The sequence below is a fragment of the Pseudomonas sp. GR 6-02 genome (assembly GCF_001655615.1).
Classification (GTDB): Bacteria; Pseudomonadota; Gammaproteobacteria; order Pseudomonadales; family Pseudomonadaceae; genus Aquipseudomonas.
Genome location: NZ_CP011567.1, coordinates 4,253,463 through 4,276,328, shown reverse-complemented (window position 1 = coordinate 4,276,328; position 22,866 = coordinate 4,253,463). Strand labels below are relative to the sequence as shown.

The window sequence follows — 22,866 nt, the reverse complement described above, 5'->3', positions numbered from 1 at the left end:
CCGTTAGCGTGTTTGGCTCCAGAAGGATATTGCCCTACCGGTATTCCACTATCGCGCTGTTCCACTGGGACCGAGTCGTCGCCGTTCTCCCCGTCAAGACATCAAAGGCTGATGTATTGTCGTAGGACTCAAGCAAGATATGGGTGCAGTTGAAACAAGCGGGAAAGGCCTGCGCTGCTATCGCCCCTTGTAGTTTTTGCGTCACCACTTGAATGAGCGCCGGGTCGGTTGTCCCGGTCTGCGCTTTCTGGATATAAAGCGCCAGATTGGCCGCTTGAACTTCTGCGTGGGCGGCAGGGAGTCCACTGGATTGGGGCAGGTCACCTTCGCTTGCCGCTATATGACCTTGAATACGGTTCTTTATCAGCGGGTGAAGTGGCGTTTGTTCATACTCTATGCCGGCCAGGTCAATCGTTTCAGATGTCGTCCCTCGGTAGATTTTTACAGGAAGCGCAGGATCTTTGATTCGCTCGATATACCGGTTGCTCAAATATTCCGTATATCGATCAGGGTCGGTGAATCTCAGGATGCCACCTGTGACCGGATTGTCTCTACCGAGGCTATCATCCGCCTGTCTGTGCATCTCTACGCCATGTTTGGCTTTAGTGAGCGTTACATTTCTTTCCAAAGGGATATTGAAAAAGTCGGTGATGTAAATGGCATCGTCAGGTGTTGAGCCTTCAATCGCTACTCCCGCATGTGCGACAGCGACCTCGGATCTAAACGTTTTTGAGAACCGCGCATCTGGATGTGTCTTAAAGTGTTCTTCGTTTGCAGCCAGTTGTTTTGTCGCGGAGCCTTTCACTTTAGGCACCGGATGAGTGCGCGGCACCTCAAGCATGGCGGTGGTTCGGGCACTTACCCTCTGGTTAAGCGCGGCTCCTTTGGTAAGCCCAAGCCTATCGACAAAACTCATCGGGTTGCTACCCACCATCTCATACAGATTCAACCCGTCCACTGTTCCCGCCGGGTCGGCACTGATCCAGCGTTGCAACCACGACGCGAAATAACGCCGTCCGTAGTAGTAAAGTCCGCTGTCATCCCGCTCCTTGCCCGAATAGCGGATGGTTTTATAACTGACTTCCCGCACCGAATCCGCTCTCAGCGAGGCCGTGCCGCCGAAGGGATAATAGTCCTCGTGACTGATCAGGCGGCCCGCTTGATCGAGCTCGATGAGGCTGGAACCCAGGCTGTCGTCGAGGCAGTAGCGCACCTGATTGGCATCAATGTCTTCCGGTTTACCCCGGAGCCAATGCAGGCAGCGTACGTTGCCTATTACGTTCGGCAAGGTGATGACGTGCAGCTCTTCACCCGTGTCGCGGCAGCGTATTTCCAATCCGGGAAGGTAGCGTACTTCGTGGAAATGGCTGGTCGATGATGTATGGGTTTCGTGGCGTTTATAGACACGTACGCCATTGCTGTAGCGAAAGGTTTCCGTATCGTGGAGGCCATTTTCGCGCTCGATCAGCGTGATGGAGGCCAGCTCATCATGGCTGTTCCATTGCAACGCCTGGCCGGGTTGCAAGGCCTGGAGATTGCCATGGCGGTCAAACAGCTTTGAAAAATCGGGTTCAGGATCCCCTTCTGTCCAGCGCACGCCACGGTTGCTGGACGGATCAATGCGCATCCGATGGGTGTAACCGCGTACCGCGCGGCTATGAGTAATCCTGATCAGGTTGTTGCCTGTGTCGTACTCGAAGGTTTGTGTGTACTTCAGGAAGTTGTTGGGGTCGTTGGGCAGCGGCCTCCCCGGCATGCTGGACGGCGGGGGGCTATCATGACCGGTGGCGCTGACCAACCGGTACAGGGGGTCATATATGAATTCGCGGGCTCCATCAATGTACTGGTTGGCCAAGAACACCGGATTGAAGGTGTGATCCTTTATGCTCAGTACGTTACCGACCTTGTCATAGTCATATTCCAGATCTTGCCGCAGGTTCTGGCCAGGCACTCCCGCCTTCATGCGTGTCAGCCGACCATCCGCCTGGTCGTAGATCCAGGTTCTGGTCATGCCGTTGCCGAGTTGTTGCTCGATGACCTGGCCGGCGGCGTTGTACTGCGCGTTCTTGAGGATGTCCTGAGCGGAGTCGCTGGCATTGATTTGCAGTGTCACTTGCTTGAGTTGCCCGGCAACGTCGTAGCGTGAATGCTGCTGATGGTTGCCGGCATCTGTCTGGCTCAGCGCCTTGCCGTCTGCACCGTAGCGCCATCGTGTGGTGTAGACGCAGCCATCGAATAACGTGCGGGTTTCTTCTAAAGGCAGGTAATGCAAACTAAAGGAATCGAATGCAATCGAACCCGAAGGATCGACTTTCTTGATCAGCTGACCCCGCAAGTTTTTCCCGGGATCCGCATCGCCCCGCCCATAGGTCAAGACTTCGACGTTCGGTTGCGCATTGGCGTCAACCGCCAACATGCGCAGTTGATCATCGTAGGTATTTCGCCATTGATTGCCGCGCTCATCCCAGCGGCAGAGGACTTCACCGGCCACCCCGAGCAAGCTCAGACGCCAGCCGGAATCGACGCTGTCGACCTTCAGCGGTTGGCCGGTCAGCCCATGGACCGTCGTCAGGTTGGGCCTGGAGCCATACAGACGCGGATCCCAGTGTTCCACCGGTCTGCCGGTGACGTCATGACGCTGTCGGGTGATGAGCGCTTCCAGAGGCTCGCGAGCGCTATTGCGCAGGTAGGCCACATGGCGAACCGCCAGGCCGCGGCCATCATTGGCAGCAATCGAAGAGGTGTTCCGATGCACGGTGAGATCCATCTCTCTATCTCCTTCAATGCGTAGCATCGGTCACGGCAAGGGTTTTCTCCAAGGCTCGATGCTATCAACGTACGAGGGGTGTGTAACCTGTCAGATATGACAGGTGACAAGGGACGCACCTATCCCAACGCATCCACACGGTTGCCCAATGACGCGTAGAATCACCCCTTGAATCAAATCGTTGAGGTCGCAGTGGTGGATTTACAGCAGGGCTTCGTCCTGACCCGGCATTGGCGCGATACCCCGGCCGGCACCGAAGTCGAGTTCTGGCTGGCGACCGATGCCGGTCCCCGGCGCATCCGCCTGCCGCATCAACCGTCGGTCGCGTTCATTCCACAGGCCATGCGCGAGCAAGCCGAAGCGGTGTTGCGCGGCGAAAAGAACGTTGAACTGCGGCCGTTGGCGCTGCTGGACTTCGAGCACCGCCCGGTGCTGGGCCTGTATTGCCAGCAGCACGGCCAGCTGATGCGCCTGGAAACCGCACTGCGCAAATCAGGCGTCGAGGTGTTTGAAGCCGACATCCGCCCGCCGGAACGCTACATGATGGAGCGGTTCATCACCGCGCCGGTTTTGTTCGGTGGCACGGCTGGCGCCGACGGCCTGCTGCTCGACGCGCAAATGAAACCCGCCCCCGGCTATCGGCCGAACCTGCGGCTGGTCTCGCTGGACATCGAAACCACCGCCCAGGGCGAGTTGTACTCCATCGCCCTGGAAGGCTGCGGCGAGCGTCAGGTGTATATGCTCGGGTCGCCCAATGGTGATGACAGTGGGGTGGATTTCCAGCTCGAATACTGCGATTCGCGAACCCTGCTGCTGAAAAAACTCAATGAGTGGTTCGCCCGGCATGACCCCGACGCCATCATCGGCTGGAACGTCGTGCAGTTCGACCTGCGCGTCCTGCACGAACATGCCCGCCGCCTGGCGGTGCCGCTGAAGCTGGGGCGTGGCGGCGAAGAAATGCAGTGGCGCGAGCACGGCAGCGGCAATCATTTTTTCGCCTCGGCTGCCGGCCGGTTGATCATCGACGGAATCGAGTCGTTGCGCTCGGCCACCTGGAGCTTCCCCTCGTTCAGCCTTGAAAACGTCGCGCAAACCCTGTTGGGCGAGGGCAAGTCGATCGACAACCCGTACCAGCGCATGGATGAAATCAATCGCATGTTCACCGAGGACAAACCGGCCCTGGCCAAGTACAACCTCAAGGACTGCGAACTGGTGACGCGAATCTTCGCCAAGACCGAGTTGCTGACTTTCCTGCTGGAGCGCGCCAGCGTCACCGGATTGCCGGCGGACCGCAGCGGTGGCTCGGTAGCGGCGTTCACCCATTTGTACATGCCGTTGATGCACCGCCAGGGTTTCGTCGCACCGAACCTTGGCAATAAACCACCGCAGGCCAGCCCCGGCGGTTTTGTCATGGACTCGCAGCCGGGGTTATACGAGTCGGTGCTGGTGCTCGACTACAAAAGCCTCTATCCGTCGATCATCCGCACCTTCCTGATCGACCCGGTGGGCTTGATCGAGGGGCTCAAGCATCCTGACGACAGCGAGTCGGTGCCAGGCTTTCGCGGCGCACGTTTCTCACGGACCCGGCATTGCCTGCCGGCCATTGTCGCCCGAGTCGCCGAAGGCCGCGAAACCGCCAAGCGCGAACACAACGCGCCGCTGTCCCAGGCGCTGAAAATCATCATGAATGCGTTTTACGGTGTACTGGGTTCCAGCGGTTGTCGCTTCTTCGATACCCGGTTGGCTTCGTCCATCACCTTGCGCGGGCACGAGATCATGCTGCGTACCCGCCAACTCATCGAAGCTCAGGGCCACGCGGTGATCTACGGCGATACCGACTCGACTTTCGTCTGGCTGCGTCGCCCCCATGGTCAGGCCGAAGCCGCGCAGATCGGTCACGCGCTGGTGGACCACGTCAACCAATGGTGGCGCGAGCATGTGAAGCAGGAGTACGGGTTGGAAAGTGCCCTGGAGTTGCAGTTCGAAACCCACTACAAACGCTTTCTGATGCCGACCATTCGCGGTGCCGAGGAGGGCAGCAAGAAGCGCTATGCCGGGTTGGTTACCCGTGCCGATGGCTCCGACGAGATGGTCTACAAAGGCCTGGAAACCGTGCGCACCGACTGGTCGCCGCTGGCCCGGCAATTCCAACAGGAGTTGTACCTGCGCATCTTCAACCGCAAGCCCTATCAGGATTACGTGCGTGACTATGTGCGCAAGACGTTGGCCGGTGAGTTCGATGAGCGCCTGATCTACCGCAAACGCCTGCGTCGGCCCCTCGATGACTATCAGCGCAATGTGCCGCCCCATGTGCGGGCCGCGCGGATCGCCGATGACTACAACGACCAACAGGGGCGGCCGCGGCAGTATCACAACGGCGGCTGGATCCGTTACGTGATCACGGTTGCTGGCCCCGAGCCGCTGGAAGTGCGCAGCACGCCCATCGACTACGACCATTACATCACCCGGCAGCTGCAACCGGTGGCGGACGCTATCCTGCCGTTCGTGGATGACGATTTCTCAACGCTGATTGGGGGGCAGCTGGGCCTGTTTTGAGTCCAGCAGCGACAGCGTCCAGTCATCCGGTATGCCGTGAAAGTACTGATCCAGCGCCTGATGGAACAGGCTGCCTTTTGGCGAAACCTGGGCGAACAGCGTCATCGATGAATGAAACTTGAGGTTGTCGGGGTGCCCGAAAATCTTGGTAATCGAACGTTGAGGAGCATCCAGCACCAATTGCGTGCAGGTGCGCAAGCGCGGCCCCAGCAACGGATGCTCGAGGTACGCCGCGGCCTCTTCACTGGAGCGAATGGCAAAGTAGCGGGACATTTCGCTGTCACCCAATCCGGCAAACTGCGGAAAGATGAACCACATCCAGTGTCGGCGCTTTTGGCCGGCGCGCAGTTCATCCTGAACCCACTCGAACACAGGATCCTGCGCCTGGACGAAGCGTGGCAAATTGAAAGAGTCGAGCTGATCGGTACTTCTCATGCCGATGCCCTCTGATAGATCCGCGATGGCTCAGACCATGGCCAACCGCTGCTTGCGTTGTGGCGCGCGAAACGCTTGGTCCAGCGCCTCCAGATCCCCAGCCTCCAGACGCAATTGCGCCGCTTGTGCGTTGAGCCGCACATGCTCGGGGTGGACCGCTTTGGGGATGGCGATCACTCCGTTCTGACGCAGAATCCATGCCAGAGCTACCTGCGCAGGTGTCGCCTCGTGACGGGCGGCAACTTGTTTGAGTATTGGATTGGCCAGCATGTGTCCGCCCTGGCCGATCGGACAGTAGGCCATCACCGGCATCTTTTGCCGTTGGCTCCAGGGCAGCAGATCGAATTCGATGCCGCGCTCTTCCAGGTTATACAGCACCTGATTGGTGGCGCAGGCCGGTGAGGCCAGCTCTTCCAGATCATCCAGGTCGAAATTGGACACGCCCCAACGGCCAATCTTGCCGTCTTCGCGCAGGCGTTCGAAGGCCTCGACGGTTTCCTCAAGGGGATACTCGCCGCGCCAGTGCAACAGGTAGAGATCGATGTAATCGGTATTCAGCCGACGCAGGCTGCGTTCACAGGCCTGGGGGATGCCTCTGCGGCTGGCGTTGTGAGGGTAGACCTTACTCACCAGGAAAACCTGGTCGCGCAGGCCTGTGATGGCTTCACCCACCACCTCTTCGGCGCCCCCTTCAGCGTACATCTCAGCGGTGTCGATCAGGGTCATGCCCAACTCGATACCCAGGCGCAGCGCTGCAACTTCCCTGGTGTGTCGGGAGCGTTCCTCTCCCATGTGCCAGGTGCCTTGGCCGATGACCGGCACAGGGCGGCCGGCCAGCTCAAGAGTCCGCATGAATCCTCCTTGTCGAAGTCCGATCGATACTACAGTTGGCAGCAAAATAGCAGGGTGGTTCCGTCGTCATCATGAAAGATCGCAGCCTGCGGCAGCTCCTGCGAGGGCGGGGCACACCCGCGATATCACGGGTGTATCCAGCCCCCTGGAGCTGCCGAAAGCTGCGATCTTTTGATCTACCGGGCGGAGAACCTGAACACGGTGGTCTGGGCATAGGTCTTGCCCGGATCCAGCCGCGTGGACGGGAAGCTCGGCTGGTTCGGCGAGTCCGGATAATGCTGGGTTTCCAGAGTAAAGGCACCCCAATGCGGGTAAATCTTGCCGGCCTTGCCCTTGACCGAGCCGTCGAGGAAGTTGCTGGTGTAGAACTGTACGCCAGGTTCGGTGGTGTAGAGCTGCAAGCGACGGCCGGATTGCGGATCGCTGACATCGGCGGCGAGTTTGCCCAGGTCACCCTTGGCGTCCAGCACCCAGTTGAAGTCAAAACCGCCTTGTTTCGGTTCGGCGAATTTCAACTGTGGGTGATCGGCCTTGATGTGTTGACCGATGGCGGTCGGTTGAGTGAAGTCCATGGGCGTGCCGGCGACCGGGGCCAGTTCACCGGTGGGGATCAGTTTGCCGGTGACTGGCGTGTAATGGGCGGCGTGCAAGGTCGCCAGCTGCTTCAGCACATCGCCGTTACCCGCGCCGGCCAGGTTGAAATAGCTGTGGTTGGTCAGGTTCAGCACCGTGGGCTTATCGGTGCTGGCCTTGTAGTCGATGCGCAGCTCATTGTTCTCGGTGAGGCTGTAGGTGACTTCGGTTTTCAGGTTGCCGGGGAAACCCATTTCGCCATCCGACGACAGGTACGTCAGCGTCACTCCCACCGAATCCTTGCCCTTGCTCGGTTCGGCTTTCCACACCCGCTTGTCGAAACCTTGAGCCCCGCCGTGCAGCGAATTGCTGCCGTCGTTGAGCGGCACTTGAAAGCGCTTGCCATCCAGCTCGAAGGCGCCGTTGGCCAGGCGATTGCCGAAGCGGCCAATGGTCGCGCCGAAAAACGCCGTGCCACTTTGATAACCCTGCACGTCGTCGAAACCGAGCACCACATCGTCGAGCTTGCCGTTTTTATCCGGCACTTTCAGCGACTGGAGAATCCCGCCGTAAGTAATGACCGTGGCCTGCAGGCCATGGCTGTTGCGCAAAATGTATTGCTCGACGGGCGTGCCGTCATTGGTTTTGCCGAAGGCTTTTTGTTCGCTGGACAAACCAGTGGCGTGAGCGGAGAGGGTGGCGATCATCAGGGACAGTCCGAGGCCGGAGAGCAGGTGTCGGGATTGAAGCATGGTTGACCTTCCTTTTTGTTGTTTTTAAGAAGTAGTCATACTAATGATCGTGTTTAAGCGCGATCAAGGAAGGATTTATAGCTTATGTCTCGAACATTGCAATTAAAAGTATGACTAATAAGAGACCGCTTTCATGGTGACCAGAGCTTACGGACCACCGGCACTGCACTTTTTCAGCTTTCACGGTTCTATCCTTGGCCAGCCCGCGGCGATCCCCACTGCCGGCCCATGCCCAAGTTCAAGAACCCATGGCTCGAGTTTTACCCCGTTTTACCCTGCACATTCGCCGTCATTGCTTGCTGCTGATTAGCCTGTCGATGCTCCTCGCCAGTGGTTGCAGCCATCAGCCGGGCAACGATGTCATCAGCCAGTTTCGCGATGGCAAACCCCAGGAACTCCTCCAGACCAGCGTCGACCGCATGGCGACCCTGACGATGCGCGACAACCTCGAAAGCCTCTACCTGCTGATGAACAAGCTCTACCTGCGCAACCCGCAGGAGCTGAAAAAATCCGGCTTCCTCGATGTCGGTACCGCAGAAAAACAGGTGCGCATGGCCATCGAACAGCAAGAGCCGCTGCCCACCCTCGGCGGCAAAAAAGACCTCGCGGCGCTGAGCTTCGCCATGAGCCCGGAATTCCTCGGTGACCGGGTCGGCGCATTCATCTATGCGATTGGCAGCATGCTGGTGACGGCCCATGGCAATCGGCTGGAGTTCTACATGACGGATGCGCTCAACCCGACCTTCGTCAGCAATGCCGCGCGCAACATCGAAAAAGCCACCTGGATCTTGAGCCAGCGGCAAAACAGGCAAGGCGAGCCTTTGCTGTTCTCCAACGAAATTTCGGAGGAGGGCAGCAACCTGAGTTTTGCCGTGGAGTTCGGCAAAATCGTCGCGCGACTGGACCTGCTGACCCAGATGCTCGATGAGCGGTACCGGCGGATCGGCCTGAACTACGCCCAGAGTCTGCTGTTCCTGAATTTTTTGCCGGTGCAGTGAGATGTCGGATAAAGCGCAATTCTTGTGGGGTTGGTATTGAGTGGGGAGTCGCTGTTTCAAATCGGTGAATTGGCATAACGATAGACCGCATCGATATATGTGGTTATAAGAAAAATCGCTATGCTGCTGACCGGTTTGTTTCCTGCGAATTTCTGGGCGTATTAATGGATTTCGGTAATTTCGGGTTGGTCGTAGCGGGTCTGGTGGTCGGCTTTATTGTCGGCATGACCGGTGTTGGGGGCGGTTCGTTGATGACGCCAATCCTGCTGTGGTTCGGCGTTAACCCGGCCACGGCGGTGGGCACGGATTTGCTGTACGCGGCCATTACCAAATCCAGTGGTGTGCTGGTTCATCGCAAGAACAAGAACATCGACTGGGCAATCACCGGTTGGTTGACCCTCGGCAGCGTGCCGGCGGTAGCCCTGACGCTGTGGTTCCTGAGCACTTTGCAGACCTCGCCCGAGGCGATGAACGCCGTCATCAAACAGGCGCTGGGCTTCGTATTGTTCGCCACGGCGCTGGCGATTTTCTTCAAGAAACGCTTGCTCGATTTCGCTCACAAACGGGCGGGCGGTCACTACAACCCCAGCGGTTCCCGGTTGAATGCACTGACCGTGATCACCGGTCTGGTGCTAGGCACCATGGTGGCCCTGACCTCCATCGGCGCTGGCGCCCTGGGCACCGTTGCGCTGTTCATTCTGTATCCGCTGCTGCCCACTCGTCGCCTGGTCGGCACCGAAATCGCCCACGCGGTGCCCCTGACCCTGGTCGCCGGCCTGGGCCACGCGAGCATGGGCAATATGGATTGGCACGTCCTGGGCTTCTTGCTGGTCGGTTCGCTGCCAGGGATTTACCTGGGCAGCCATTTGACCGGGCGCATCTCCGACGAACTGCTGCGTCCGTGCCTGGCCACGATGCTGGTGCTGATCGGCTATAAACTGGCGTTCTGATCCGATACCGCTTCCCGAGTAAAAATCTCCAGCAGATGCCCGTCCGGGTCATCAAAATACACCCGCCGGCCACCGGCGTAATCGTTGATCTCGTTGGGCCGCTGCTTACCGGGGTCGGCCCACCACGGCTGCTTGATCGCCTGCAGGCGAGCGAAGGCCGCATCGAAGTCGTCGTCTCCAATCAAGAACGCATAGTGCTGGGACGCGATGGGCGGGTCGTTGTTGTAGAAATCCAGCGACACCCCGTTATCGAACTTGACCACCAGCATCGGCCCGAACGGCTCGGGATCGGGCAGGCCGAGGAGGTCGGTCAGGTAGCGTGCCGAAACCTGTTTGTCACGGCACCAGACGATGGTGTGGTTCAGCTGAGCGCTCATGGATAAACCCTCACGATGAATCAGCTATGAGATTAGCTCAGGCTGTTGCGCAATGACCGCCCTGACCTAAGCTTGGGCAAGGCGGAACACAATCGCGGTGCATCGCCCGGAACGATCACCGCGATGCGCAATCATTAGAGCGTGGATATCAAAAGGAGATGCGCATGCTCATCAGGTCTTTGACCCTGGCTACCCTGTTGGCTTTCGTCGGTCCTTCATTTGCCGCCGATGACGATTCCCCTCTGGTTAAAGACGTGGGCCGGGCTCGTCCCCTGATAGTCATCGCGCCCAGTTCGGTGGACCCGGTTTGGCTCAACCTGAAAAAGTCACTGGACGACTCTGCCAACCGCAAAGGCTTCACCGATCGAAACATGGTGCTGTACACCGTGATCAATACGATGGGCCAACGGGACGGCAAAGACCTCGACCCGCAATCGACGATGGCGTTGATCCGCTCACTCAAGCTGGGCGCCGGGGCGAAGAGCAAAATCATCCTGATCGGCAAGGATGGCGAAAAGAAGCTTGAGCAGTCGGATGCGGTCGAGTTGAAAGAGATATTCAACACCGTCGACCAGCTGCCGACGGCCGAGAAGGAAGCAACAGTACCGGTGCCAGCGCCGGTGGCTGAAGTCGCACCGGTCAAAGGTGCTAAAGGCACCAAAGGCAAACCGGCGAAGCCTGCCAAACCAGCTGAGCAGCCGGATGATTGAATTGAGCTCAGTAGTGGTGAGAAGGCTTACCCCAATGGGCGACCCGACAGGTCGCCCATTTTGTTTGCCAACGGAAATCCGAAACTTGGTGACCCATTGTGGCGAGGGAGCTTGCTCCCGTTCGGCTGCGCAGCAGTCGTAAACCCTGCACCCTAGGCCTATCTGATGTACCGCGGTGACTGGTTTGGGGCCGCTGCGCAGCCCAGCGGGAGCAAGCTCCCTCGCCACAGGTTCTGTGCCAATCCGGCCAATGATTTCCAGGCTCGGCAGCTGCTACGGGGCGTCGCCCTCGGCTATTTGGTCAGCGCACTCAGAATCTGGTAGGCGATTTTGATCCGCTCCGGGTTCGGGTAGTTTTTGTTGGCCAGGATCACGATGCCGATGTCCTTCGCCGGGATAAAAGCGACGTAGGCGCCAAAGCCGCCGGTTGAGCCGGTTTTGTTGATCAGCACGGTGTCGCGTTGAGGTTGTGGCGGGGTCAGCCACCGGACTTCATGGGCCTCAAGCGCCATCTGCGACGAGTTGCCGGCCAGTAGGGTGTCGAGCGTCACCGGGTAGTTGTAGAGCTCCCATCCCAACCCTTGAGTCATCTCGCCAACCCGGTAATACCCGGTGTGAGTGCAGGCGATGGCTTGCTGCAAAGGCTTTTCCAGCGACGCGGGATTCATGTTCGCCTCAACATAGCGAAGCAGGTCCGCGGCGCTGGTTTTCACGCCGTACGCTTCGGAATCCAGCGCACCCGGCTCGACCCGCACAGGCTTGTCATCCTTGCTGTAACCCTGGGCGTAAAGCGCCATCTGATCCTGCGGCACCTTGAGGTAGCTGTGCTTGAGGCCGAGTTTCGGCAGCAAGGTTTTCTCCATCAGCTCATCGAACGGCGCCCCCATGCTCTGGGCTGCCAGATAACCGAACAGCCCGAGGCTGGGGTTTGAATACTGGCGATGAGTGCCGGCGGCGTAGGTGGGTTTCCACTGCTTGAAATAGCCGAGCATCTTGTCCTGACGGTCTGCCTCGCCAGGGAATTGCAGGGGCAGGCCGCCGGCGGTGTAGGTGCCGAGTTGCAGCACGCTGATGTTATCGAACGCGCTGCCGCGCAAGGCCGGGAGTACCTGGCTGGCGTTGTCCGACAAGGACAGTTTGCCGCTCGCCTGGGCATAGGCGGCGAGGGTGGCGGTGAAGGTTTTGCTCACCGAACCGATCTCGAACAGGGTGTTTTCGGTGACGGCTTTACCGTTTTCTTTCGAGGCCACGCCGTAGTTAAAGTAATGCGGCTGACCATGGACGGTGATTGCGACCGCGAGGCCAGGGATCTTCTGTTGCTGCATCACCGGTTCGACGGCGGCTTTAACGATGGTTTCGATGGGCTCGTCAGCAAAGCTGTGGCTGGCACCGAGGAAAAGTGCGAAAGCACTGTAGGATATGAGTTTCTTCTGATTTTTTTACGCATGATTGAGACGCTGTCCATGATTGTTCGTGGTGTTAACCGCTACACTCCGAGCGGTCTTTCAAGGCGGTCCGCTGTTGGGCGAGCCAAATCTAGGCAGTTTGGCGAAGACCGGCAAACGACGATATTTCGGATGAGCCATTAGAAAATTTTGGGGGCTGGCATGATTCGACCTCATTTGCCGCTGAATGCGTTACGTGCTTTCGAGGCTTCGGCGCGCCATTTGAGTTTCACCCGGGCGGCCGTGGAGTTGTGCGTCACGCAGGCGGCGGTGAGCCATCAGGTCAAAAGTCTTGAAGCCCAGCTTAACGTGACTTTGTTCAAACGCCTGCCCCGCGGCCTGATGCTGACCAGCGAAGGTGAAACCCTGCTGCCGGTATTGCGCGAATCCTTCGACCGGATTGCCGAAACCCTGGAGCGTTTCGAGGGTGGGCATTTTCGTGAAGTGTTGACGGTGGGCGCCGTGGGGACGTTCGCGGTCGGTTGGCTGTTGCCGCGATTGGCGGATTTTCAGAAGAAACATCCGTACATAGATTTGCGCCTGTCGACCAATAACAACCGGGTGGATGTGGCCGCTGAAGGCCTGGATTACGCCATCCGCTTTGGCGCGGGGGCGTGGCATGGGATTGAAGCGGTGCGGTTGATCGAGGCACCACTGTCGGTGCTCTGTGTGCCGGAGATCGCCCGGCAATTGCAGGCGCCAGAGGATCTGTTGCAGCAAACGCTGTTGCGCTCCTATCGCACGGATGAGTGGCCGGAGTGGTTTCAGGCGACCGGTCTTTCGGCCCATGCCGTGCTGCCCCGAAGCATCGTCTTCGATTCCTCGCTGGCGATGATGGAGGCTGCGTTGCAAGGTGCAGGAGTGGCATTGGCGCCGCCGCTGATGTTTGCCCGGCAACTGGCGGCGGGCGCAATCGAGCAACCGTTCGCCATCGGGATCACCACCGGCAGCTACTGGCTGACCCGCTTGCAGTCGCGTCCCGAAACGTCGGCGATGGCTGCGTTCCGGGGCTGGCTGCTGCAAACGGCCCAGATGAAATAGTGGAAACACCACTCCTTGTGGGAGCGGTGTTTCCAGAGGTTTAGCGCACCAGGCACGGCCGCTTGTTATCGAACTTCCATCCCGGAATCAGAAACTGCATCGCCACGCTGTCATCCCGCGCGCCGAGCCCCATGCCTTGGTACAGCTCATGGGCCTTGGCCAGTTGATCCATGTCCAGCTCAACCCCCAGGCCAGGTTTTTTCGGTACTTGCACGCAGCCGTCGACGATTTGCAGCGGTAACTGGGTCAGGCGCTGGCCGTCCTGCCAGATCCAGTGGGTGTCGATGGCTGTGATCTCGCCCGGCGCGGCGGCCGCGACGTGGGTGAACATGGCCAGGGAAATATCGAAGTGGTTGTTGGAATGCGAGCCCCAGGTCAGGCCCCACTCGTGACACATCTGTGCCACCCGCACCGAGCCCTGCATGGTCCAGAAGTGCGGGTCGGCCAAAGGAATGTCCACCGACTGTAGCTGGATCGCGTGGCCCATTTCCCGCCAGTCGGTGGCGATCATGTTGGTCGCGGTTTTCAGGCCCGTGGCACGACGAAATTCAGCCATGACTTCGCGGCCCGAGTAACCGTTTTCCGCCCCGCAGGGGTCTTCGGCATAAGCCAGAACATGATGCTGATCACGGCACAGGCGGATCGCTTCCTTGAGCGACCAGGCGCCATTCGGATCGAGGGTAATGCGCGCATCGGGAAAGCGCTCGGCGAGGGCCGTGACCGCTTCGATTTCCTCGTCGCCGCTCAACACGCCGCCCTTGAGTTTGAAGTCCTTGAAGCCATAGCGGGCGTGAGCGGCGACCGCCAGGCGCACCACGGCGTCGGCGCTCATGGCTTTTTCGTGACGTACGCGGAACCAGTCATTGTCGGCATCCGGTTCATCGCGATAAGCCAGATCGGTTTCGTTGCGATCACCGACGTAAAACAGGTAGCCGAGCATCTTTACTTCATCGCGTTGCTGGCCTTCGCCGAGCAGTGCGGCCACCGGCACGTCCAGGTGCTGGCCAAGCAAGTCGAGCAGGGCCGCTTCCAGGCCGGTGACCGCGTGAATGGTGATGCGCAGGTCGAACGTCTGTAAACCGCGACCGCCGGCATCGCGATCGGCGAAGGTCTGGCGCACTTGATTGAGGATCTTCTGGTAGGTGCCGATCGGGCTGCCGACCACCAGTGCGCGCGCGTCTTCCAGGGTCTGGCGAATGCGCTCGCCACCGGGTACTTCGCCGACGCCGGTGTGACCGGCGTTGTCCTTGAGGATCACGATATTGCGGGTGAAGAACGGGCCATGGGCGCCGCTCAGGTTGAGCAGCATGCCATCGTGGCCGGCCACCGGCACAACCTGCATGCTGGTGATGATCGGGGCTTTTGCGGCTTCTTGTGGGTTCATTTTTTTGTCCTTTCAACCAATATTCAAGCGTGATTCGGCGCTGGTTTGCCCAGTGCAACGGCCGGTGCGGGTTTCGGTTTATTGCGCGCGGCGAAAACGATGATCGCGGCGATGATCGAGGTAGCGGCCAGGCCGTAGAGCCCGCCCTGGATTGAACCGGTGTGCTCTTCCAGCAAACCGAAGGTGGTCGGCGCCACGAAGCCGCCGAGGTTGCCCACCGAGTTGATCAGCGCGATCACGCCGGCAGCGATCCGCGCATCCAGGTACGCCTGGGGAATCGGCCAGAACAGCGACGAAGCCGATTTGAAACCCAATGCGGCGAAGCAGATCGCAACGAAGGCGAAGATCGGCCCGCCGGTGGTGGACATGAACATTCCCGCCGCAGCGATCAGCAGGGCAGTGGCGACCCAGGCTTGCTGGTGCTTCCATTTGCCCGACAGCGAGGCAAAGGCGTACATGCCGACGATCGACAGCAACCACGGAATCGAGTTGAACAAGCCGACCTGGATGTCGCTCAGGTCGCCCATTTTCTTGATGATGCTCGGTAGCCAGAAGGTCGCGGCATAGATGGTCAATTGAATGAAGAAGTAGATCAGGCAGAACAGGATGATCTGGCGGTCCTTGAGCAGTGTGCCCAGCGACGGTTTGATCGGCGTCGCGGCTTCGCGGGCCAGTTGTTCGTCATCGATGGCTTTGACCAGCGCGTCCTGTTCAGCCAGGGTCAGCCATTTGGCGTCGTGGGGTTTGGAGTCCAGCCAGCACCAGACGAACACGCACAACCCGACCGAGAACATGCCCTCGATGAAGTACATCCACTGCCAGCCGTGCATGCCCCAACCGTTGATTTGCAGCAGCAGCCCCGACAGCGGGCCGGAGATCAGCGAAGCAATCGCCGAGCCGCTGAGGAAGATCGCAATCGCCTTGCCGCGTTCCACACCGGGCAACCAGCGGGTGAAGTAATAGATCACCCCGGGAAAGAACCCGGCTTCAGCCACGCCGAGCAGAAAACGCAGGATGTAGAAGTGGGTTTCGTTCTGGATGAACGCCATGCAGGCGGCCACCAGGCCCCAAGTCAGCATGATGCGGGTCAGCCAGATTCGTGCGCCGACTTTTTGCAGGAGGATGTTGGAGGGCACTTCGAACAGCGCGTACCCGATGAAGAACAGACCGGCCCCGAGGCCGTAGGCGGCAGCGCCAATCCCCAAGTCATGTTCCATGTGGGCGCGGACGAAGCCGATGTTCACGCGGTCGATGTAGTTGACGATGAACATGATCACGAACAGCGGCAGGACGTGGCGTTTCACTTTTGAGATGGCGGACTTCAGGACCGAATCGGCGCCATCGTTCATCCCGGATATGGATGTATTCACTTCGTTTTCTCCCACTCGTTATTTTTATGCGGGGTGTGGCTGGGTATTGCGATGTTGATAGACATCATACAACTGAATTTTTCGATTCGACAAGCACTGTAGTCCAATAAAATGGCTATTTGTCGGATGATTTCTATGCTTTTTTGGGTCGGGTGTGGGGTTGTGATGGTGTTCGAATGGTGAATTTGTTGAGTGTTGTCATACAAGTTTGAGGCTGTTTTCTGGGGATTCCAATCGATTCCGGTGCTACGATCCGGATAGCCCTGTTTTACGGATAATCACCATGCAAGAAGACATCGACGCACCCGCCCGCAAGCGCGCTCACAACCTGGCTCATGATCTGGTGGCCAAGCTGACCCAGAGCATCCTGCTCGGCCAGATGCTGCCGGGGGACAAGCTGCCTTCGGAGAATTCGATTGTTCAGGAGCATGGGGTCAGCCGTACGGTGGTGCGCGAGGCGATTTCGAAATTGCAGGCTTCAGGGCTGGTGGAAACCCATCACGGCATCGGCACCTTTGTCATCGAGCGTGCGCCGGAGCAGGGGTTGCGGCTGAATGTCGATACCGCGCTGGGGGTGCGCAGCATTCTGGAGTTGCGCATGGGCCTGGAAACCCAGGCCGCCGCGCTGGCAGCGGTGCGTCGTACCGATCAGCAATTGGCGCAGATGCGTGAAGCGCTGGATGACTATCAAAGTTTGCTGGCCAACAACGACAGCTGCGTCGAGGCTGACAAACGTTTCCACCTGCTGATCGCCGAAGCCACCGGCAATGTATGCTTCACAGAGATCATGCAGCACTTGGGCAATGCGATGATTCCCCGCACCCGCGTCAATGCCGCCGAGCGCGGGTCAGCGGATTTGAGCAAGCTGGGGCAACTCGCCAACCTTGAACACGAGGCGATTCTCAACGCCATCAAGCGCCAGGATCCGGATGCTGCGCGGGCGGCGATGTGGTTGCACCTGACCAACAGCCGCGACCGCTTTTCGGCGGGCGGCAGCTGATTCGTCAGTGCGTAGGAGCGAGCAGTGCGGCGATCCGACTTGTCCGCGAAGAATACACCGCGTTTTTTCAGGTATTACGTGTCATCGTTCTTCGCGGGCAAGCCTCGCTCCTACAGGGGCGCTATATCGCGCATCAGCAATCCATAACGCAAATCCACCGCATCCGGAATCGGCAAATACACCGTGTGCCCATCCCCAGGCGCCACTTCAATCGCCTCGCCCCTGAGGTTCTGCAGTTGATGCAGGTCGAAGTGGAAGTTGCCCTTGGGCGTCATCAGTTCCATGTGATCGCCCAGGCCAAAACGATTCTTCACCCGTACCTCGGCCAGCCGGTCGCGGCGTTCGCCGGTCAACTCCCCAACGAACTGTTGGCGCTCTGAAACCGAGCTGCCGTTCTGGTAGTTCTGGTATTCGTCATGCACGTGCCGGCGTAGAAAACCTTCGGTGTAGCCGCGCTGAGCGAGGGACTCCAGATCAGTCATCAAGCTGCGATCGAACACTCGGCCAGCCACCGCATCGTCGATCGCGCGGCGGTAAACCTGGGTGGTGCGCGCGCAATAGAAATGCGATTTGGTCCGGCCTTCGATCTTCAGTGAATGCACGCCCATCTGTGTCAGGCGCTCGACGTGCTGGACGGCGCGCAGGTCCTTGGCGTTCATGATGTAGGTGCCGTGTTCATCCTCGAACGCCGGCATCAGTTCGCCGGGGCGATTGGCCTCTTGCAACAGGAACACCTGATCGGTCGGCGTGCCGAGGCCCAGGGTCGGTTCGGGAGAGTGGTGCTGGACGATTTCACCCAGTTGATTTTCGCTGGCCGGTGTCGCCGAGTATTTCCAGCGACAGGCATTGGTGCAGCTGCCCTGATTGGCGTCACGCTTGTTCATGTAGCCCGACAACAGGCAGCGCCCCGAATAGGCCATGCACAATGCGCCGTGCACAAACACTTCCAGCTCCATCGCCGGGACGTGCTGGCGGATTTCGGCGATTTCTTCCAGCGACAGTTCGCGGGACAGGATGATCCGGCTCAAGCCCTGTTGCTGCCAGAACTCGACGCTGGCCCAGTTCACCGTGTTGGCTTGCACCGACAGGTGGATCGGCATCTGCGGGAAGTGCCGGCGCACCAGCATGATCAGGCCGGGATCGGACATGATCAGCGCGTCCGGCGCCATGCCGATCACCGGTTCCAGATCCTTGAGGAACGTTTTCAGCTTGGCGTTGTGCGGGGCGATATTGACCACCACATAAAAACGCTTGCCCTGAGCCTGGGCCTCGGCGATGCCGAGCGCGAGGTTGGCGTGATCGAATTCGTTATTGCGCACTCGCAGGCTGTAGCGCGGTTGGCCGGCGTATACCGCATCGGCACCGTAGGCGAAGGCATAACGCATGTTTTTCAGGGTGCCGGCAGGGGCGAGCAGTTCCGGGGGGATGAGTGGCATGGCGCAAGTCATGGCAGTGTCGATCGCAAAAGCCGGCAAGGGTAAGCGGCCTGCACGCGGGGTTTATTGATCTGGATCTATGCTTGACCAAACAACAGATGGCACTCGCGCCAACCGTGGCGGACTAAACATAAGGACGCGAATTTTCGCCTCTGCGCATTGGCATGGACCGGACATGAACGAAACGAAGCTCCAGAACACTTCGCTGATGGTCTTGCTGGCTGTGGTGACCGTTGCCTTCGTCTGGATTCTGCTGCCGTTCTACGGTGCGGTGTTCTGGGCGGCCATCCTCGGCATTCTGTTTGCGCCCTTGCAGCATCAGTTGCAGCTGAGATTCGGTTGGTCACGCAACCTGACGGCCCTGTGCACCTTGAGTCTATGTGTGCTGATTGCGATCCTGCCGGTAATCATCATCAGTACCTTGCTGGTTCAGGAGGGTGCGGCGCTTTATGGCCGAATCGAAAGCGGCGAACTGGACATTGCCGGGCATGTGTCGCAGTTCAAACACAGCTTGCCGCCGTACTTTCAGCACTTGCTCGATCGTTTCGGCATGGGTGAACTGAGTGGGCTTCGCGAGAAAATCATCAAGAGCATGATGCAAGGCAGTCAGTTTCTGGCGTCCCAGGCGTTCAGTTTTGGCCAGGGGACGTTCGATTTCGTGGTGGGTTTTTTCATCATGCTGTATCTGCTGTTTTTCTTTCTGCGGGACGGGTCTGAACTGGCGCGCAAAGTGCGCGCGGCGATACCGCTGGAAGATAACCAGAAGCGTCGCTTGCAACTCAAATTCAATCGGGTGGTGCGGGCCACGGTGAAGGGCAGTTTGCTGGTGTCGATCACGCAAGGGGCGTTGGGCGGGTTGATTTTCTGGTTTCTGGATATCCCGAGCGTGCTGCTCTGGGCGGTGTTGATGGCATTCCTGTCGCTGTTGCCGGCGGTGGGGGCGGGTATCGTCTGGGTGCCGGTGGCGGCGTATTTCCTGCTCAGCGGTGCGATCTGGCAGGGCACGGTGCTCGCGTTGTTCGGGGTGTTCGTGATCGGGTTGGTGGACAATATCCTGCGACCGATTCTGGTGGGCAAGGACACCAAAATGCCTGACTACCTGATTCTCATCTCGACCCTGGGTGGCCTGGCGATTTTCGGCCTGAACGGTTTTGTCATCGGCCCGTTGATTGCCGCGTTGTTTATGTCGAGCTGGGCGATTTTCGTCGATACCAAACAGCGGGTTCAGCTGCCTTAAGCGTTGAGCTGGCCTGAGCCGATACGTTGCGACAGGGCTTGGGCGTCGGGAAGCGAAGTGAGCGGGCCGCTGATCGGTTCGCCGTCCTGTACGAGATACCAGCAGGCAAGCAATCCCAGTGCTCTGAGCGGTGCGGGAACGGCGCTGCCGATAACGGACATAATCTGAACCTGAGCCATAAGTACCTCCATCAATCTGTGGGGTTACCTTACGGATCGGACGCTTGAGTGGAAAATCAACGCTTTCGATAGTCGTCATTGATGCCAGTGAGTGTTGGCGATCAGTCCACGACTTGATCGAGCATATGCACGACTTCCTGTTCATTGAGCAGGCCTTTGCGCACCAGGTTTTCCGCCAGCAGCGAGAGAAACTTGGCGCTGCGATGGCCTTCCAGGTGCTTGAGCTCGGTCAGTGCGTTGTACACCTTGCTGGATGTGCACAAGCCGACAATGCGGTGCGGGTTTTGTGTGGGCATGAGGTCGTCCTTGTTTTTATCAACCTGTTGTTTATGGACAGATCAAGCTTGCGGGCCTGTCATGACATAAATATGACCGACTTTACCTGCCGGTACTGTCCCGACAGCGACCTTGACGAGATTTATTCAGACTCCGTTCGCCTTGCGGCCACAAAAAAGGCCCCGCTGTTGAGGCGGGGCCTGATGAGTCTGTTACCAGCGGTCGTCACGGTAATAACCATGGGGATGGCCATAGTAGCCGCGCGGTGGGCCATAGTAGCCGCGTGGTGGACCGTAATAAATCGGTGCCGGGCGGTAGTACATCGGTTGTTGGACATAGACCGGCGCCGGTTGGTAGTAAACGGGCGGTGGCTGTACGTAAACCGGTTGAGGCTGAGCGTAAACCGGTTGCTCTACATACACCGGCCGGTCGCGGCCGATAATTGCCGAGCCGATGATTGCCGAGCCGACGATCGCACCAAACACAGCCGGACCTTCCCAGCCACGACCACCTGCTTCTGCCTGCCCTGCGATAGCGAGAGCACCGATCAGCAAGGCTACTGTGGGGATTTTACGGATCATGATAAGTCCTCGGTTCTTCGACCCGGCGCTTGGGTCTGCAATAGACACAAGTTGTCGCGGGGATACTTCTAAGACAGCAATTTTTTGAAAATCAGCACAGCCGTTGGGTAAATTTTGTGTAAGGTCTGTACCGGTTTCTTTACGGTGCTGTCTGGTACAGACATACCCTTATGATCGACCACAATCCGGTGGAATTGTTAATTCCGTCCATCTGAAAGTGCTACTGAAGGAGATTCGGATGCAGATGAACCCCAACAAAGACACCCAGTTGTGCATGTCACTCTCGGGCCGTCCCGGCAATTTCGGCCTGCGGTTTCACAATCATCTGTACGAACAACTGGGGCTGAATTTTTACTACAAAGCCTTCAGCAGCCAGGACCTGACGGGGGCTGTCAGCGGCATTCGTGCGTTGGGCATTCGGGGGTGCGGCGTGTCGATGCCGTTCAAGGAGGCCTGCATCGCGCTGGTCGATGAGCTGGATGCATCGGCCGAGGCTATTCAATCGATCAACACTATCGTCAACACCAACGGCCACCTCAAGGCTTACAACACTGATTACATCGCCGTCGCCCAGTTGCTCGAAACCCACCAGGTGCCCAAGGATTCGACCTTTGCCCTGCGCGGCAGCGGCGGCATGGCCAAGGCTGTGGCCAGTGCCTTGCGCGATGGCGGCTACAAAAACGGCTTGATCGTGGCCCGTAACGAACGCGCCGGGCGTGCCCTGGCCGAATCGCTGGGTTACCAATGGCAGGCGGAACTGGGTGCTCAACGCCCGCAGATGCTGATCAACGTCACGCCGATCGGCATGACCGGTGGCCCGGAAGCCGATCAACTGGCGTTTCCCCCTGAAGCCATCGCTGCCGCTGAAACGGTCTTCGATGTGGTGGCGATTCCCTCGGAAACACCGCTGATCGTGCGTGCTCGTGCCGAAGGCAAACGGGTGATCACCGGGCTGGAAGTGATTGCCATCCAGGCGCTGGAGCAGTTCGTGTTGTACACCGGTGTGCGACCGACCGATGAGCAGTTTCAGAAAGCCGTGGCGTTTGCCCGGAGCTGAATTCCGATTATCGGTTGGACCTGTGGCGAGGGAGCTTGCTCCCGTTGGGTCGCGAAGCGGCCCCAAAGCAGTCAGCACACCGAGTTTGCCGGCCTTGCGGCTGCTTCGCAGCCGAACGGGAGCAAGCTCCCTCGCCACAGGGAACTCGGTACATCGGGAAGGGTTATTCGAGGCGCGCCAGGCGTTCTTCCAGTGCCGCGATTCGCGCTTCAAGCTCTTCGATTCGCTCAACCGACACACCGCCACCGGTGCCACGTTCCACCGGATTCTGTCGGGCCGCGAGGATCGCTTCGATATCCGCCGGATCACCCAGCGCATGCATGTAACGATCTTCGCGCTGACCGGCCTGGCGCGGGATCAACAGCGCCAGGCCTCGGGCGATCAAGCGCTCCAGTTGATGCACCACTTGTTCGGCATCTTCGAAGTCATGCATGCGGCCGCTGCGGGTCAGCAGTTCGTTGACCGTCTGCGGACCGCGCAGGAACAACAGCCCCGTCAGAATCACCTGCGCCGGCACCAGTTCCAGCGCCTTGTCGACCCGATGTTCCCAGCGGTCGGCACGGCTGCCCATCACCAGCCGGGTGAAGCCGCGACCTTCAAGGGCGCGCAGGCTCTGGCCAACCTGGCCCTGGCTGAGGTTCATCACCGGTTCGCGGCTGGTTTTCTGGTTGCAGGCAATCACCAGGGCATTGAGGGTCAGCGGATAGGTTTCCGGGCTGGTGGCCTGTTTTTCGATCAACGAGCCCAAAATGCGGATTTCCGTGCTGTTGAGCCGCGGTTCGTCGAAGGTCGTCTCTTGTTCAGTGCTCATCGCGCTTTTCCCTAGGCAGTCGAGCCGCCTAGCCTAATCCTTGCTGGATAAAAGACAAGTCGCAGGGCGCGCCGGCATG

General features: G+C 59.0%; 21 protein-coding genes. 8 read left to right on the top strand and 13 right to left on the bottom strand.

Going from position 1 to position 22,866, the window contains the following annotated elements:
- Nucleotides 1–34: 34 nt before the first annotated feature.
- Nucleotides 35–2,767 (bottom strand): RHS repeat-associated core domain-containing protein, encoded by a 2,733-nt coding sequence (locus PGR6_RS18845; protein ID WP_064618938.1) that lies wholly within the window; start codon nucleotides 2,765–2,767, stop codon nucleotides 35–37.
- A 195-nt stretch (nucleotides 2,768–2,962) separates the two neighbouring features.
- On the opposite strand from PGR6_RS18845, the gene PGR6_RS18840 reads away from it, so the two are divergent.
- Nucleotides 2,963–5,323: a DNA polymerase II gene (locus PGR6_RS18840; RefSeq protein ID WP_177343114.1), complete on the top strand. Its 2,361-nt coding sequence runs from the start codon at nucleotides 2,963–2,965 to the stop codon at nucleotides 5,321–5,323.
- Here the strand turns inward: PGR6_RS18840 and PGR6_RS18835 are convergent.
- From PGR6_RS18835 to PGR6_RS18825, 3 genes are all read right to left on the bottom strand, one after another.
- Nucleotides 5,288–5,758: a DUF1810 domain-containing protein gene (locus PGR6_RS18835; RefSeq protein WP_018925394.1), complete on the bottom strand. Its 471-nt coding sequence runs from the start codon at nucleotides 5,756–5,758 to the stop codon at nucleotides 5,288–5,290. The genes PGR6_RS18840 and PGR6_RS18835 overlap by 36 nt on opposite strands.
- 30 nt (nucleotides 5,759–5,788) lie before the next feature.
- Nucleotides 5,789–6,610 (bottom strand): aldo/keto reductase, encoded by an 822-nt coding sequence (locus PGR6_RS18830; protein ID WP_064618935.1) that lies wholly within the window; start codon nucleotides 6,608–6,610, stop codon nucleotides 5,789–5,791.
- A gap of 176 nt (nucleotides 6,611–6,786) precedes the next feature.
- Nucleotides 6,787–7,935, bottom strand: coding sequence for an aldose epimerase family protein (locus tag PGR6_RS18825; RefSeq protein WP_064618933.1), 1,149 nt, complete (start codon nucleotides 7,933–7,935; stop codon nucleotides 6,787–6,789).
- Between the two features lie 248 nt (nucleotides 7,936–8,183).
- On the opposite strand from PGR6_RS18825, the gene PGR6_RS18820 reads away from it, so the two are divergent.
- The gene (locus tag PGR6_RS18820; protein WP_018925397.1) at nucleotides 8,184–8,933 is read left to right on the top strand and encodes a hypothetical protein; all 750 of its coding nucleotides are present in this window, start codon (nucleotides 8,184–8,186) and stop codon (nucleotides 8,931–8,933) included.
- A 164-nt stretch (nucleotides 8,934–9,097) separates the two neighbouring features.
- On the top strand, nucleotides 9,098–9,883 hold the full coding sequence (locus PGR6_RS18815; RefSeq protein ID WP_018925398.1) for a sulfite exporter TauE/SafE family protein: 786 nt from the start codon (nucleotides 9,098–9,100) through the stop codon (nucleotides 9,881–9,883).
- Here PGR6_RS18815 and PGR6_RS18810 read toward each other — a convergent pair.
- On the bottom strand, nucleotides 9,865–10,260 hold the full coding sequence (locus PGR6_RS18810; protein ID WP_007939410.1) for a VOC family protein: 396 nt from the start codon (nucleotides 10,258–10,260) through the stop codon (nucleotides 9,865–9,867). The genes PGR6_RS18815 and PGR6_RS18810 overlap by 19 nt on opposite strands.
- Nucleotides 10,261–10,424: 164 nt before the next feature.
- Here PGR6_RS18810 and PGR6_RS18805 point away from each other — a divergent pair, with 164 nt between their 5' ends.
- Complete coding sequence (locus PGR6_RS18805) at nucleotides 10,425–10,970, top strand: DUF4174 domain-containing protein (RefSeq protein ID WP_019579989.1); 546 nt, start codon at nucleotides 10,425–10,427, stop codon at nucleotides 10,968–10,970.
- 293 nt (nucleotides 10,971–11,263) lie between these two features.
- Here the strand turns inward: PGR6_RS18805 and ampC are convergent, their stop codons facing one another.
- Complete coding sequence (gene ampC / locus PGR6_RS18800; RefSeq protein WP_064618930.1) at nucleotides 11,264–12,391, bottom strand: class C beta-lactamase; 1,128 nt, start codon at nucleotides 12,389–12,391, stop codon at nucleotides 11,264–11,266.
- A gap of 186 nt (nucleotides 12,392–12,577) precedes the next feature.
- On the opposite strand from ampC, the gene PGR6_RS18790 reads away from it, so the two are divergent.
- Nucleotides 12,578–13,456 (top strand): LysR family transcriptional regulator, encoded by an 879-nt coding sequence (locus tag PGR6_RS18790; RefSeq protein WP_018925401.1) that lies wholly within the window; start codon nucleotides 12,578–12,580, stop codon nucleotides 13,454–13,456.
- A gap of 40 nt (nucleotides 13,457–13,496) precedes the next feature.
- Here the strand turns inward: PGR6_RS18790 and gudD are convergent, their stop codons facing one another.
- On the bottom strand, nucleotides 13,497–14,840 hold the full coding sequence (gene gudD / locus PGR6_RS18785; protein ID WP_064618924.1) for a glucarate dehydratase: 1,344 nt from the start codon (nucleotides 14,838–14,840) through the stop codon (nucleotides 13,497–13,499).
- A gap of 23 nt (nucleotides 14,841–14,863) precedes the next feature.
- Nucleotides 14,864–16,210, bottom strand: coding sequence for an MFS transporter (locus tag PGR6_RS18780; protein WP_026286354.1), 1,347 nt, complete (start codon nucleotides 16,208–16,210; stop codon nucleotides 14,864–14,866).
- A gap of 283 nt (nucleotides 16,211–16,493) precedes the next feature.
- Between PGR6_RS18780 and PGR6_RS18775 the strand changes: the two genes are divergently transcribed.
- Nucleotides 16,494–17,210: a FadR/GntR family transcriptional regulator gene (locus PGR6_RS18775; RefSeq protein ID WP_064618921.1), complete on the top strand. Its 717-nt coding sequence runs from the start codon at nucleotides 16,494–16,496 to the stop codon at nucleotides 17,208–17,210.
- Between the two features lie 110 nt (nucleotides 17,211–17,320).
- On the opposite strand, the gene trhP is transcribed toward PGR6_RS18775, so the two are convergent.
- Nucleotides 17,321–18,646 carry a prephenate-dependent tRNA uridine(34) hydroxylase TrhP gene (gene trhP / locus PGR6_RS18770; protein WP_064618918.1) on the bottom strand — a complete coding sequence of 442 codons (1,326 nt, stop codon included), beginning with the start codon at nucleotides 18,644–18,646 and terminating at the stop codon, nucleotides 17,321–17,323.
- Between the two features lie 175 nt (nucleotides 18,647–18,821).
- Here trhP and PGR6_RS18765 point away from each other — a divergent pair, with 175 nt between their 5' ends.
- Complete coding sequence (locus tag PGR6_RS18765) at nucleotides 18,822–19,883, top strand: AI-2E family transporter (protein ID WP_018925405.1); 1,062 nt, start codon at nucleotides 18,822–18,824, stop codon at nucleotides 19,881–19,883.
- Here the strand turns inward: PGR6_RS18765 and PGR6_RS18760 are convergent.
- The 3 genes from PGR6_RS18760 to PGR6_RS18750 all read right to left on the bottom strand — a co-directional run bounded on the left by PGR6_RS18760 (nucleotide 19,880) and on the right by PGR6_RS18750 (nucleotide 20,919).
- Nucleotides 19,880–20,062 (bottom strand): hypothetical protein, encoded by a 183-nt coding sequence (locus PGR6_RS18760; protein WP_018925406.1) that lies wholly within the window; start codon nucleotides 20,060–20,062, stop codon nucleotides 19,880–19,882. The two genes, PGR6_RS18765 and PGR6_RS18760, sit on opposite strands and share 4 nt — an antisense overlap.
- 101 nt (nucleotides 20,063–20,163) lie before the next feature.
- Nucleotides 20,164–20,358: a hypothetical protein gene (locus tag PGR6_RS18755; RefSeq protein ID WP_018925407.1), complete on the bottom strand. Its 195-nt coding sequence runs from the start codon at nucleotides 20,356–20,358 to the stop codon at nucleotides 20,164–20,166.
- 192 nt (nucleotides 20,359–20,550) lie between these two features.
- The gene (locus PGR6_RS18750; protein WP_018925408.1) at nucleotides 20,551–20,919 is read right to left on the bottom strand and encodes a hypothetical protein; all 369 of its coding nucleotides are present in this window, start codon (nucleotides 20,917–20,919) and stop codon (nucleotides 20,551–20,553) included.
- A 238-nt stretch (nucleotides 20,920–21,157) separates the two neighbouring features.
- On the opposite strand from PGR6_RS18750, the gene PGR6_RS18745 reads away from it, so the two are divergent.
- A complete protein-coding gene (locus PGR6_RS18745; RefSeq protein ID WP_018925409.1) occupies nucleotides 21,158–21,976 on the top strand; it encodes a shikimate 5-dehydrogenase in 819 nt (272 codons plus the stop codon).
- A gap of 163 nt (nucleotides 21,977–22,139) precedes the next feature.
- Here the strand turns inward: PGR6_RS18745 and PGR6_RS18740 are convergent, their stop codons facing one another.
- The gene (locus tag PGR6_RS18740; RefSeq protein ID WP_018925410.1) at nucleotides 22,140–22,787 is read right to left on the bottom strand and encodes a YceH family protein; all 648 of its coding nucleotides are present in this window, start codon (nucleotides 22,785–22,787) and stop codon (nucleotides 22,140–22,142) included.
- Nucleotides 22,788–22,866: the final 79 nt, after the last annotated feature.

What these genes read in the sequence shown, in the direction of transcription:
- PGR6_RS18765 (WP_018925405.1), top strand. Translation starts at nt 18,822, where the DNA reads ATGAACGAAACGAAGCTCCAGAACACTTCGCTGATGGTCTTGCTGGCT.
- PGR6_RS18750 (WP_018925408.1), bottom strand. Translation starts at nt 20,919, where the DNA reads ATGATCCGTAAAATCCCCACAGTAGCCTTGCTGATCGGTGCTCTCGCT.
- PGR6_RS18820 (WP_018925397.1), top strand. Translation starts at nt 8,184, where the DNA reads ATGGCTCGAGTTTTACCCCGTTTTACCCTGCACATTCGCCGTCATTGC.
- PGR6_RS18835 (WP_018925394.1), bottom strand. Translation starts at nt 5,758, where the DNA reads ATGAGAAGTACCGATCAGCTCGACTCTTTCAATTTGCCACGCTTCGTC.
- trhP (WP_064618918.1), bottom strand. Translation starts at nt 18,646, where the DNA reads ATGCCACTCATCCCCCCGGAACTGCTCGCCCCTGCCGGCACCCTGAAA.
- PGR6_RS18775 (WP_064618921.1), top strand. Translation starts at nt 16,494, where the DNA reads ATGCAAGAAGACATCGACGCACCCGCCCGCAAGCGCGCTCACAACCTG.
- PGR6_RS18790 (WP_018925401.1), top strand. Translation starts at nt 12,578, where the DNA reads ATGATTCGACCTCATTTGCCGCTGAATGCGTTACGTGCTTTCGAGGCT.
- PGR6_RS18810 (WP_007939410.1), bottom strand. Translation starts at nt 10,260, where the DNA reads ATGAGCGCTCAGCTGAACCACACCATCGTCTGGTGCCGTGACAAACAG.
- PGR6_RS18825 (WP_064618933.1), bottom strand. Translation starts at nt 7,935, where the DNA reads ATGCTTCAATCCCGACACCTGCTCTCCGGCCTCGGACTGTCCCTGATG.
- PGR6_RS18760 (WP_018925406.1), bottom strand. Translation starts at nt 20,062, where the DNA reads ATGGCTCAGGTTCAGATTATGTCCGTTATCGGCAGCGCCGTTCCCGCA.
- PGR6_RS18745 (WP_018925409.1), top strand. Translation starts at nt 21,158, where the DNA reads ATGCAGATGAACCCCAACAAAGACACCCAGTTGTGCATGTCACTCTCG.
- PGR6_RS18805 (WP_019579989.1), top strand. Translation starts at nt 10,425, where the DNA reads ATGCTCATCAGGTCTTTGACCCTGGCTACCCTGTTGGCTTTCGTCGGT.
- gudD (WP_064618924.1), bottom strand. Translation starts at nt 14,840, where the DNA reads ATGAACCCACAAGAAGCCGCAAAAGCCCCGATCATCACCAGCATGCAG.
- PGR6_RS18755 (WP_018925407.1), bottom strand. Translation starts at nt 20,358, where the DNA reads ATGCCCACACAAAACCCGCACCGCATTGTCGGCTTGTGCACATCCAGC.
- PGR6_RS18845 (WP_064618938.1), bottom strand. Translation starts at nt 2,767, where the DNA reads ATGGATCTCACCGTGCATCGGAACACCTCTTCGATTGCTGCCAATGAT.
- PGR6_RS18815 (WP_018925398.1), top strand. Translation starts at nt 9,098, where the DNA reads ATGGATTTCGGTAATTTCGGGTTGGTCGTAGCGGGTCTGGTGGTCGGC.
- PGR6_RS18740 (WP_018925410.1), bottom strand. Translation starts at nt 22,787, where the DNA reads ATGAGCACTGAACAAGAGACGACCTTCGACGAACCGCGGCTCAACAGC.
- PGR6_RS18830 (WP_064618935.1), bottom strand. Translation starts at nt 6,610, where the DNA reads ATGCGGACTCTTGAGCTGGCCGGCCGCCCTGTGCCGGTCATCGGCCAA.